Annotated in this window: 9 protein-coding genes; 5 read left to right on the top strand and 4 right to left on the bottom strand. The window is 65.4% G+C overall.

Annotated features, from left to right (window positions below):
* Positions 1–77: 77 nt before the first annotated feature.
* Complete coding sequence (locus tag Q4G24_RS06760; RefSeq protein WP_303365862.1) at positions 78–818, top strand: N-formylglutamate amidohydrolase; 741 nt, start codon at positions 78–80, stop codon at positions 816–818.
* On the opposite strand, the gene Q4G24_RS06755 is transcribed toward Q4G24_RS06760, so the two are convergent.
* Positions 815–1729, bottom strand: a complete 915-nt coding sequence (locus tag Q4G24_RS06755) for an alpha/beta fold hydrolase (protein WP_303365750.1) — start codon at positions 1727–1729, stop codon at positions 815–817. The genes Q4G24_RS06760 and Q4G24_RS06755 overlap by 4 nt on opposite strands.
* A gap of 10 nt (positions 1730–1739) precedes the next feature.
* Positions 1740–2600 (bottom strand): D-amino-acid transaminase, encoded by an 861-nt coding sequence (locus tag Q4G24_RS06750; protein WP_303365749.1) that lies wholly within the window; start codon positions 2598–2600, stop codon positions 1740–1742.
* A gap of 152 nt (positions 2601–2752) precedes the next feature.
* On the opposite strand from Q4G24_RS06750, the gene Q4G24_RS06745 reads away from it, so the two are divergent.
* Positions 2753–3709, top strand: a complete 957-nt coding sequence (locus tag Q4G24_RS06745; RefSeq protein WP_303365748.1) for an L-malyl-CoA/beta-methylmalyl-CoA lyase — start codon at positions 2753–2755, stop codon at positions 3707–3709.
* Between the two features lie 255 nt (positions 3710–3964).
* Here the strand turns inward: Q4G24_RS06745 and gdhA are convergent, their stop codons facing one another.
* The gene (gene gdhA / locus Q4G24_RS06740) at positions 3965–5314 is read right to left on the bottom strand and encodes an NADP-specific glutamate dehydrogenase (protein WP_303365747.1); all 1350 of its coding nucleotides are present in this window, start codon (positions 5312–5314) and stop codon (positions 3965–3967) included.
* A 111-nt stretch (positions 5315–5425) separates the two neighbouring features.
* Here gdhA and prfA point away from each other — a divergent pair, with 111 nt between their 5' ends.
* The 3 genes from prfA to Q4G24_RS06725 all read left to right on the top strand — a co-directional run bounded on the left by prfA (position 5426) and on the right by Q4G24_RS06725 (position 8227).
* Positions 5426–6478, top strand: a complete 1053-nt coding sequence (gene prfA / locus Q4G24_RS06735; RefSeq protein WP_303365746.1) for a peptide chain release factor 1 — start codon at positions 5426–5428, stop codon at positions 6476–6478.
* A gap of 20 nt (positions 6479–6498) precedes the next feature.
* On the top strand, positions 6499–7320 hold the full coding sequence (gene prmC / locus Q4G24_RS06730; protein WP_303365861.1) for a peptide chain release factor N(5)-glutamine methyltransferase: 822 nt from the start codon (positions 6499–6501) through the stop codon (positions 7318–7320).
* A gap of 256 nt (positions 7321–7576) precedes the next feature.
* A complete protein-coding gene (locus Q4G24_RS06725) occupies positions 7577–8227 on the top strand; it encodes a DUF4167 domain-containing protein (RefSeq protein ID WP_303365745.1) in 651 nt (216 codons plus the stop codon).
* Between the two features lie 42 nt (positions 8228–8269).
* Here Q4G24_RS06725 and Q4G24_RS06720 read toward each other — a convergent pair.
* Positions 8270–11358 (bottom strand): chromosome segregation SMC family protein (locus Q4G24_RS06720; RefSeq protein ID WP_303365744.1); only part of this gene is annotated, 3089 nt, incomplete at its 5' end.

Below are 11358 nucleotides of genomic sequence, written 5' to 3'. Positions count from 1 at the left end.
GCAAATCTGCCCTTGCGGCAACTGGCATCGGGCGTGGTTTCTGTCATAACAGGCTGATGCGGCAGGGTAACGGGCAGATGACGGAACGGGCTTACTGGATTGAGGGCGAAGGGCGGGCGTCGCGTTGGCTGGTGACATGCGATCACGCGACGAACCGGGTGCCGGATTGGATCAACGGTGGCGATTTGGGCATCGCGGCCGAGGATATGGGGCGTCATATCGCCTATGACGTGGGGGCGGCGGGGCTGGCGCTGGCGCTGGCGGGGCTGCTGGATGCGCCGGTGATCGGTTCGGATTTCTCGCGCCTTGTGATCGACCCGAACCGGGGCGAGGATGACCCGACGCTGGTCATGCGCCTGTATGACGGCACGGTAATTCCGGCGAACCGGGACACTGATCCGGCAGGGCGCGCGGCACGGCTGGACCGGCTGCACCGGCCCTATCATGCGGCGCTGGACCGGCTGGCACGGGCGCGGCCCGACCGGGCGATCTGCGCCATTCACAGCTTTACCCCGCAGCTTCGCGGGCGCGAGCGTCGCCCCTGGCAGGTTGGGATTCTGTATTCGCACCGGGATGAACGGCTTGGGCGGCGGATGGTGGATGCCTGCCGGGCGCGGGGCTGGGTGACGGGCGACAACCAGCCCTATGCGGGCCATCTGGACGGCGACAGCATCGACCGGCACGCGCTGGCCCATGGGCTGCCGAACCTGCTGATCGAGCTGCGCAATGATCTGATTGCGGATGCCGCGGGTCAGGCTGAATGGGCCACGCATCTGGCCCCGGTGGTGCAAGAGGTGCTGGTGGAATCAGGGCTTTAACCTGCCCGCATGATCTCGGCGGCGCAGGTCTCGGGGTGGCAGCAGGGCAGCATATGCCCCGCCCCGCGAAGCAGGATCAGCCGCGCATCGGGCAGGGCGGTGCGGATACCCACGCCCTGCTCGGCCGGGTTCAGGATGCGGTCGCCATCCCCGAACAATACCGTCAGCGGCGGGCGCAATCCGGGCAGGTCAGCTTGCAGCGGCGCCATGTCGCGGGTGACGACATGCAGATCACGGGTTGCGCCCTCGATCGCGCGGGGCTGCGAGAACAGCGCCCCGCCAAGCCGGTGCTGGAAATCCCACGGCATCGGGTCGGGGTGAAAGGCGTCGCGCAGCATCGACAGCGCAGAAACCGCCAGCGCCGGGCCAGAGAGGCTGTTCTGCAAGGCCCAACGCAGCCACGGCACCCGGTTCAGCCGGTTCGCCATGATGGCCGGGCCGTGGAAAAACGCGCAGGCCAGCGGGGCCAGCAGCACCAGCCCGCGCACCAGATCGGGCCGGTCCAGCGCCAGCCGCAGGCTGACCGCGCCGCCAAGCGAATGGCCAACCAGCAGCGCGGGGCCGGTGTCCAGCCGTTCCAGCAGGCGGGCGGCAAGGGCGGCCTGTTCGCCGAGCGCCTCGGCCCCTTTGGGCGCAGCGTCGGAATGGCCCGCGCCCCAGCGGTCATAGGCAATCACCCGCCGCCCCGGCAGCAACGGCCAGATCGGGGCAAAATTGTTCAACTGCCCGGCAAGCCCGTGGATCATCAGCACCGCCGGACCCTTGCCCTGATCCAGCACATGCAGGTGCCGCCCATCAATCCGCATCCGTCGCCCGACGGGCGGCAGGATCGCCCGCGAGGCCGCGCTGGCAACCTGTGTGGTGACGGTGCTGGCAGCCAGCGCCAGCAGGGCGATGCTGAGGTCGTTCAAATCCCGGTCCTTAGATTCCGGCCTTGCGCATTTCCTCAAGATAGATTTCGCGCAGCCGGGTGGCGACCGGGCCGGGGGTGCCGCCTGCGACTTTTACGCCGTCGATCTCGATGACCGGCAGCACGAAAGCCGAAGCCGAGGTAAAGAACGCCTCATCGGCCGCCTGCGCCTCGGCAATGGTAAAGGGGCGCTCCTCGACCTGCATTTGCGATTCGCGGGCAAAACGCAGGACAGATGCGCGGGTGATCCCGTGCAGGATGTCATTCGACAGTTCCCGCGTGATGATGGTGCCATCCTTGACGATATAGGTGTTGTTGCTGGTGCCTTCGGTCACGAAGCCGTCCTCGACCAGCCATGCGTCATCGGCCCCCTGGGCCTTGGCTTCCATCTTGGCAAGGCTGGGATACAGCAGTTGCACGGTCTTGATGTCGCGGCGGTGCCAGCGCAGATCGGGGATGGAAATGACCTTGATCCCGGTTTTCGCCTGCGGATTTTCGGTCAGGCCGGGCTTGTTCCAGCCGTAAAGAACCACCGTTGGCGGCGTGTCCTCGGGCGGGAAGGCGAAATCGCGGTCGCCGGCGTTCCCGCGTGAGATTTGCAGGTAAACCATCCCGTCGCCAATGCCATTCTGCGCGACGATCTGGCGGTGAACCTCCAGATAATCCGCATCCGACAGCGGGTTTTTCATTTTCAGTTCCGACAGCGAGCGTTTCAGCCGCGCCAGATGGCCGTCAAAGTCGATCAGCTTGCCATCCAGCACGCTGGTGACTTCGTAAACGGCATCGCCCATCACGAAGCCACGGTCAAAGATTGAAACTTTTGCCTCGGTTTCGGGCAGATAGTCGCCATTCAGGTAAACGGTGCGGGTCATGGGGGCCTCCGGTGCGGTTTGGGCATGGTTTCTGCCCCCGCGTCGGCAAGGTCAAGAGATGCTGCGCCTGCAAAACAGGCTTGCCGCTGATGCAGCAACAATCTAACGATTGTCACATCAGGATTGAAACATCATTGCCCAAAGGTCGCGCCATGAGCTTTCGCACCCAACCCGCCGCCCCCGCCCGCCTGAACCGCTGTCAGTTGTTTGGCCCCGGTTCCCGCCCCGCCTTGTTCGAGAAAATGGCGAAATCCGCAGCGGATGTGGTGAACCTGGATCTTGAGGATTCCGTCGCCCCCGATGACAAGGCGCAGGCACGGCAGAATATCATTCAGGCCATCGGTGACGTGGATTGGGGCGATAAGACGGTCTCGGTGCGAATCAACGGGCTGGACACGCCTTACTGGTATCGGGACGTTGTGGACCTGCTGGAACAGGCGGATGAGCGGCTGGACCAGATCATGATTCCCAAGGTCGGCAATGCGATGGATATTTACGCCGTCGATGCGCTGGTGACGGCGATCGAGGCTGCCAAGGGTCGGAAAAAGCGTATCAGCCTGGAGGTCATTATCGAATCGGCCGCAGGGATTGCCCATGTCGAAGAAATTGCCGCCGCCAGCCCCCGGCTTCAGGCGATGAGCCTCGGCGCGGCGGATTTTGCCGCCAGCATGGGGATGGCGACGACCGGCATCGGCGGCACGCAGGAAAATTACTACATGGCGCATCAGGGCGCGAAATACTGGTCCGATCCGTGGCACTGGGCGCAGGCCGCCATCGTTGCGGCCTGCCGCACCCATGGCGTTCTGCCCGTCGATGGCCCGTTCGGGGATTTCAGCGACGAAGACGGCTTCCGCGCACAGGCTCTGCGCTCTGCGACCCTTGGCATGGTCGGCAAATGGGCGATTCACCCGTCGCAGGTGGCACTGGCGAATGAGGTCTTCTCGCCCTCGGAAAAAGCGGTGACAGAGGCGCGTGAGATTCTGGCGGCCATGGAAGAAGCGCAAAAAACTGGCGCCGGGGCCACGGTATACAAAGGTAGACTGGTTGACATTGCGTCGATTCGTCAGGCACAAGTGATCGTAAGACAAGCAGAGTTGATTTCCGGTTAGGAAACTGTCACGCTGCGTCACAAGGATACCGCGGCGTCCGCGACTGAGGGGGACCGGACGCCAATTGCGGGAGGAGCGACAGGCCCTGCGGCAGCGCGGGGCCTGTTCGGTTGAAGCGACAGGTTTGTTTTCGCGCCCTGAACCGGGGCGCTGCCCCGGACCCCGGGATATTTAAGTAAAGAAGAAAGCGATCCTATCTTTTGTCCTTAAATATCCTGGGGGTGAGGGCGTCAGGCCAAGAGGGGCAAAGCCCCCTTAGACCACGCCCAAAGCCCGCATGGCGTCCGCCACCCGCAGGAAGCCGGCGATATTTGCGCCAAGGACGTAATCGCCGGGCGCGCCATATTCTTCGGCCGTGGCGAAGCAATCGTCATGGATCGACTTCATAATGCCTTCCAGACGTTGCGCGGTCTGTTCGAACGTCCAGCTGTCACGGCTGGCGTTTTGCTGCATTTCCAGCGCCGAGGTTGCCACCCCGCCTGCGTTTGCGGCTTTGCCCGGCCCGAACAGCACACCAGCGGCTTGCAGAACCTCGACTGCCTCGGGGGTGCAGGGCATATTTGCACCTTCGGCCACGACCTTGACGCCGTTCTTGACCAGACGCTTGGCGTCGGTGCCGTGCAGTTCGTTCTGCGTGGCGCAGGGCAGGGCGATGTCACAGGCCACATCCCAGATCGAGCCGCCCGCGACATAGTGGCTGTTGCCACCCTTGGCCGCGTGATAGGCCGAAATGCGGTCGCGGCGTACTTCCTTGATCTCTTTCAGCAGGTCCAGATCAATGCCGTCCTCATCGGCGATATAGCCGCTGCTGTCCGAACAGGCGACGACTTTTGCGCCATGTTCCTGCATCTTCTCGATGGCATAGATGGCCACGTTGCCGGAACCCGACACGACACAGCGGCGGCCTTCGATTTCCTCGCCGCGGGTGGCCAGCATGTGCCGGGCAAAGGCCGCGGTGCCATAGCCGGTTGCCTCTTTCCGGGCGCGCGAGCCGCCATAGGACAGGCCCTTGCCGGTCAGAACCCCGGCCTCGTATTTGTTCGTCAGCCGTTTGTAGGCACCGAACATATAACCGATTTCGCGCCCGCCAACGCCGATGTCACCTGCCGGAACGTCGGTATATTCGCCGATATGGCGATGCAGTTCCGACATGAAACTTTGGCAAAAGCGCATGATTTCCAGATCCGAGCGCCCCTTGGGGTCGAAATCCGAACCGCCCTTGCCGCCGCCGATGGGCATTCCCGTCAGCGCGTTCTTGAAGGTTTGCTCAAAACCCAGAAACTTGATGATCCCGACGTTCACCGAAGGGTGGAACCGGATGCCGCCCTTATACGGGCCAAGCGCGCTGTTGAATTGCACGCGGAAGCCGCGGTTGATGTGGACATTGCCCTTGTCGTCCAGCCACGGCACGCGGAAAATGATCTGACGTTCCGGTTCGCAGATGCGCTCGATCAGGGCCATTTCCGCATATTCGGGATGCTTGGCGACGACGCGGTTCAGACTTTGCAGAACCTCATGCACGGCTTGGTGAAACTCGGGTTCGCCTGCGTTGCGGCGGAATACCTCAGCCTGAATTGCGGCAAGGCGTTCGGTCAGTTGTGCCATGATTCCCCTCATTCTGCATGGATTTTGCGCAACTGGTAAAGCCTGACAGCCCGGCTGTATAGCCCCCTGCGGCCTATTGACCCGGCGTGCGGCGCGGGGCAAACCCGGCCCATGCTGCCGCAGGACCGCCTTGACCAGATTGCCCGCCGTTTCGAGTTTCTCGAAGCTCAGTTGAACGCGGGTGCCGATCCGGCGAAAATTGCCGGGATCAGCCGCGAATATGCCGATCTGAAACCTGTCGTGGCGCAGATCGACCAGTGGCGCAGCGCCGCGCAGGCCATGGCCGAGGCGCAGGCGATGCTGACCGATCCCGAGATGCGCGATCTGGCCGAGGATGAAATCAGCCGTCTGCGCGACGCTTTGCCCGCGTTGGAACATGCGCTGCGTATCGCGCTGCTGCCCAAGGATGCGGCAGATGCCCGGCCCGCGATCATCGAGATCCGCCCAGGCACCGGCGGCGATGAGGCCGCCCTGTTCGCCGGTGATCTGTTGCGCATGTATCAGCGTTTCGCGGAATCGCAGGGCTGGTCGTTTCAACTGCTCGATCTGTCTGAATCCGAGCTTGGCGGCGTGCGTGAGGCCGTCGCGCGGGTCGAGGGTGAGGGCGTCTTTGCCCGGATGAAATACGAATCCGGCGTGCATCGCGTCCAGCGCGTGCCGGAAACCGAATCGGGCGGGCGCATCCACACCTCTGCCGCGACGGTGGCCGTTCTGCCCGAGGCGGCCGAGGTGGACATCGACATTCCCGCCGGGGACATTCGCATCGACACCATGCGCGCGTCGGGGGCTGGCGGGCAGCACGTCAACACCACCGACTCGGCGGTGCGGATCACCCACCTGCCGACCGGGATCGTCGTCACCAGCTCCGAGAAATCGCAGCATCAGAACCGCGCCAATGCGATGGCTGTGCTGCGGGCGCGGCTTTACGATATGGAGCGCGAGCGTGCCGACAGTGAGCGTGCCGCCGACCGCCGGGCGCAGGTTGGCAGCGGTGACCGCAGCGAGCGGATTCGCACCTATAACTTTCCGCAGGGCCGCGTGACGGACCACCGCATCAATCTGACACTGTATTCGCTGGACCGGGTGATTGCCGGCGATCTGGCCGAGATCGTGGATGCGCTGGTCGCCGCCGCGCAGGCTGCGGCGCTGGCGGCCGAGGAATGACGAAGCGCATAACGAAGTGCATGACGGGGGCCGAGGCGCTTGCCACCGCTGCCGCGCGTCTGGCCGGGGCAGGGGTGGCAGACCCGGAAGGCGATGCCCGGCGGTTGTTTCTGCATGTTTTGGGCGTGCCGCGTCATCATCTGGCGCAGGCGCTGACCGCGCCGCTGCCTGATCCGGCAGGGTTTGATGCTGCCATTACCGCCCGCGCTGCCCGTCAGCCGGTGGCGCAGATTATCGGGCGGCGGGCCTTTTGGAAGCATGATTTCCGCGTCACCCGCGACACGCTGGATCCGCGCCCGGATACGGAAACGCTGGTTGCGGCGGCGCTGGATTTGCCTTGGCGCAGCCTGCTGGACCTTGGAACGGGGACGGGGGCGATCCTGATTTCCCTGCTGGCTGAGCGCCCCGGTGTGCGCGGGCTTGGCGTGGATATGTCGTCGGCAGCACTGGAGGTCGCCCGCGACAACGCCGCCTGCATCGGGGTTCAGGCCGATTTTGCCCTGTCTGACTGGTTTGCGGCAGTGTCGGGGCGGTTTGATCTGATCGTCTCGAATCCGCCCTATATTGCGGCGGATGAGATGGCGGGTCTCGCCCCCGAGGTTCACGATTGGGAACCGCATCTGGCGCTGAGCGATGGGGCCGACGGGCTGACCGCCTATCGCGCGATTACGGCGGGGGCAGAGGCGCATCTGTCGCCCGGCGGCTGGCTGGCGGTCGAGATTGGCCCGGCACAAGGCGCGGCTGTTGCGGCACTGTTTGCGCAGGCCGGGTTGACCGAAATTCGTGTGCTGCCTGATCTGGATGGGCGGGATCGGGCCGTTCTGGGGCAAAATCTGCGCTGAACCCCGCTCTTTTCGTCACAGATTAGCGAAATATTCACTTTTCCCTTGTAACCGGGGCATTGGCGTGGTTATCAGGTTGCGTGCCGGGGGCGGATGCCACCGCACGGGTCAGCCTGACATGCCGGAATTGCTCTTGGGGATTTCCCCACCCTTAGAATGGTGCATTGCACTTGATGAAGGGTTCAGACAGGCAGAAAGGCCGCGACCCCAATGAATCCAGATCCGTTGACCGGACAGACAAAGCCATAATGAGCTGATGAGATCATCGAAATCCCGTTCGCGTAACAAGTCGAACCGCCAGCGTTCGCTTGGCAACATCGTCAACCGTGTCTTCGACAGTTCGGGGCCGGAAGGCAAAGTGCGCGGCACGCCGCAGCAGATTATTGACAAATATCTGACGCTGGCCCGCGATGCGCAGCTTTCCGGCGACCGCGTGGCCGAGCAAAGCTTCCTGCAACATGCCGAGCATTACACCCGCATGTTGGGCGAAGCTCAGCGTGAGCAGGCCGAGCGTCAGGCACAGTTCCAGCAGCATCAGCAGAACCGTGACGATCGCGCGTCCCAGGATGACAGCGCCGAAGATGCTGACGACAGTGCCGCCCCTGACCGGGCTGCCTCTGACCGGGCCGAGCGTGAGGATCGCCGCGAACCGCGCCGTGAGGACCGTTCCCGTGACGAACGCCGCGAAGATCGCCCCGCCGCTGCGCAAGAGGATCATGGGCAAGACGCCCTGCCGCTGGCGCATGATGTTGCCGATGTAGGCCCGGTTGCGACGCCGGAAGATGCCGGCAGCAAGCCGGCCCCGCGCCGCCGCACGGCCACGCGCAACCCCGCAACCCGCAGCCGCAGCAAGCGCAGCGACGAGGTGGATGAGGCTCCGGCAGAGCCTCTGGCCGAAAACGGCTGATAAGAACACGAAAGGCGGCGGGGGAACCTGCCGTCTTTTCGATTACGCCACCAGCTCCTCTGCCCGTTTCAGGTCCACACTGACCAACTGGCTGACGCCCTGTTCCACCATGGTCACGCCGAACAGCCGGTCCATGCGCGACATGGTGACGGCATGGTGGGTGATAATCAGAAAGCGCGTATTGGTCCGCCGGGTCATTTCATCCAGCAGGTCGCAAAACCGGCTGACATTGGCATCATCCAGCGGCGCATCCACCTCGTCCAGAACGCAGATCGGGGCTGGATTGGCCAGAAATACCGCAAAAATCAGTGCCAATGCGGTCAGGGTTTGCTCGCCCCCCGACAGCAGCGACAGCGTGGACAGTTTCTTTCCCGGTGGCTGGCAGAGGATCTCCAGCCCGGCTTCCAGCGGGTCATCAGATTCGACCAGCACCAGCTTGGCCTCGCCGCCGCCAAACAGGGTGGTGAACAGGGTGGCGAAATTGCCGTTAACGGTTTCAAATGCGGCCAGCAGGCGCTCGCGTCCCTCGCGGTTCAGCGCGCCGATACCACCGCGCAGCTTGGCGATAGCGGCCTCCAGATCGGATTTGTCGCCTGCCAGTCGGTCGCGCTCGGTTTCCAGTTCGGCCTTGTCCTCATCGGCACGCAGGTTCACCGCCCCAAGCGCGTCGCGCTGGGTCCGCAGCCGGGCAATCTGCTCCTCCAGCGCGGCGATGGGGGTGTCCATGACGACATCGCCAAGCGAGGCCAGCAAGGCTTGCGGCGATTGGTCGGTGTCCTCATGGATGCGGGCGGCGGCAGCCCGAACCGCCTCGGTTGCGGCTTCGGCGCGAGCCTGTCCGGCGGCGCGGTTCTCACGAGCGGCGGCGGCCAGACGTTCGGCCTCGCGCTCGGCGTCCGAGGCCGCCCGCAGCGCAGTTTCGCCGCCACCAAGCGCGGCGCGGGCGCGGTCCAGCCGGGCGCTGGCCTGCGTCTCGGTTGCTGCCAGCGTGCTTCGACGTTCGGCCAATGCGGTGGGTTGTGCCTCGGCTTCGGCCAGTTCGCGGGTCGATGCGTCACGCCGTTCGGCCAATTCTTGTGCGCGGGTGCCGGCCTGTTCCAGACGCAAGCGCCAACCTGATGTTTCCTTGGCGATTTCCTGCAACCGCTTGACCCGTGCCTGACCTTCACGGCGCAGCTCATCCAGTGCGGAACGGCGGGTCATGGTGGCCATGCGGGCGGCCTCGACCCCGGTGCGGGCGTTCTCGACAGCCTCAGCGGCGGCGGCGCGGTCGGGCAGGCTGGCCAGCGTGGATTCGGCCTCGGCCAGACGGTTGCGGGCGTCGCCCGCGTCAGCCTGATGGCGGGCCAACTCTCCCCGCGCGGCTTCAGCCTGCGCCAGCGCCAGTGACTGATCCGATTCGGCGCGGGTGGCGGTGCGGGCGGCATCAGACAATGCGCGCTCAGCTTCACGGCGAGCTTCACGGGCCTGCCTTTCCGCTGCCGAGGCGGCGGACAGGCGGTCCCGCGCGGCTTCATGGGCAGCGATACTGGCCTTGGCACGCGTTTCGGCGCTGGCAGCGGCGTCTTGCGCCTCGGCCAGTTGGTTCACCTTTTGCAGATGCAGCGCAGAGGATGAGGGGGCCTCGCCCGCGCGCAGGTGGAACCCGTCCCAGCGCCACAAATCCCCCTCGGGCGATACCAGCCGCTGTCCCGGCGCAAGCTGCGGCCAGATCGCCGGGGCCTCGGCCGCGTTCACCAGACCGACCTGCGCCATGCGGCGGGTCAGTGCATCCGGTCCCTGCACATGCGGGGCCAGTGCTGTGGCCCCCTTGGGCAGCGGCTGGGTCGCGCCATAGCCGGGCAGAGCCGTCCAGCCGGATTGTCCGTCAGCGGCCAGCCCGGCGGCCAGATCGTCGCCAAGCGCGGCACCAAAGGCGGCTTCATAGCCCTTGCCGACGCGCACCAGATCCAGCAGCGCCTTGCCGCCACGGTCCCCACGCGCGACCAGCTTTTGCAGTGCCGCGACCTCGGCCCGCAAGGCTCCGGCCTCGCCCTCGGCCTCGGCGCGGGTGGTGCGGGCGGCGGCTTCGTCACCTTCCAGTGCGGCGCGGGCCTGTTCGGCAGCGACCAGCGCGGCATCGGTTGCCTCGGAATGGTGCTGTGCGGCCTTATGCGCAGCCTCGGCCTGCGCGACAGATTCTGCTGCGACCTGTCCCTTGGCCTCGGCCTGTGTCACCGCCTCATGTGCCTTGCTGGCGGCGGTTTCGGCGCGGTCGCGCATGGTTCGCAGGTCATTGGCCAGCCGTTCCGCCGACTGGTGCCGGGCGGCGAGGCGGGCGGATTCGTCAGTCAACTCGGCCAGCCGGATTTCCACCTGACGCAGCGCGTCGGCAGCCTCATCCGCTGCGGCCTGCGCCGCGCCTGTGCGGGTGTCGTGGCCGTCATGGGCCTTTTCCAGCCCGGATTTTTCCCAGTCGAGCCGCCCGATCACCTCGCCCGCATCGCGGTTCAGCGCCGCTTCGCGGTCAAGGTCGCGGTCAAGCTGCGCGATCCGCGCGGTCAATTGCTGGATCAAGGCATGAGCGCGGGTTTCGGCCTCATCCAAGGCTTCGCGCTCGACTGTGGCGCGGGACAGAATGGCGGCGGCGATCTGTTCTTCTTCGCGCAGAGGGGGCATCGCGGCCTCGGCCTTTTCGCGGGCGCGTTCGGCATCCTTGGCGGCGCGTTCGGCGGCGCTGGTGGCGGCCCCGGCCTCGCGCAGCGCCAGCGTGGCGGCGGCGCGGGTGGCCTCGGCATCGGACCAGCGGCGATACAGCAGCAACCCTTCGGCCAGCCGCAAGGCGGCGCCGATTTCGCGGTAGCGTGCAGCAGAGCGGGCCTGTCGGGCAAGGCTGGCGGCCTGGGTTGACAGTTGGTCCAGCGTGTCGTCAACGCGCAAGAGGTTCTGCTCGGCCCCGTTCAGCTTCAGCTCGGCCTCATGGCGGCGCTGATAAAGGCCGCTGATCCCGGCAGCTTCTTCCAGAATCCGGCGGCGGTTGCGGGGCTTGGCGTTGATGAGTTCGGAAATCTGGCCCTGCCGGACCAGCGCGGGGGATTGCGCCCCGGTCGAGGCATCCGCGAACAGCATCTGCACATCGCGGGCGCGGACCT

Origin of the sequence: Paracoccus sp. (in: a-proteobacteria), assembly GCF_030538695.1 — a bacterium.
GTDB lineage: Bacteria > Pseudomonadota > Alphaproteobacteria > Rhodobacterales > Rhodobacteraceae > Paracoccus.
The sequence above is the reverse complement of the archived record's forward strand: the minus strand, read 5'-3'. Positions and strand labels throughout refer to the sequence as shown.

Excerpts from the sequence above, each read along its gene's own strand:
- Q4G24_RS06750 (WP_303365749.1), bottom strand. The coding sequence starts at position 2,600 with ATGACCCGCACCGTTTACCTGAATGGCGACTATCTGCCCGAAACCGAG.
- gdhA (WP_303365747.1), bottom strand. The coding sequence starts at position 5,314 with ATGGCACAACTGACCGAACGCCTTGCCGCAATTCAGGCTGAGGTATTC.
- Q4G24_RS06745 (WP_303365748.1), top strand. The coding sequence starts at position 2,753 with ATGAGCTTTCGCACCCAACCCGCCGCCCCCGCCCGCCTGAACCGCTGT.
- prfA (WP_303365746.1), top strand. The coding sequence starts at position 5,426 with ATGCTGCCGCAGGACCGCCTTGACCAGATTGCCCGCCGTTTCGAGTTT.
- Q4G24_RS06725 (WP_303365745.1), top strand. The coding sequence starts at position 7,577 with ATGAGATCATCGAAATCCCGTTCGCGTAACAAGTCGAACCGCCAGCGT.
- prmC (WP_303365861.1), top strand. The coding sequence starts at position 6,499 with ATGACGGGGGCCGAGGCGCTTGCCACCGCTGCCGCGCGTCTGGCCGGG.
- Q4G24_RS06760 (WP_303365862.1), top strand. The coding sequence starts at position 78 with ATGACGGAACGGGCTTACTGGATTGAGGGCGAAGGGCGGGCGTCGCGT.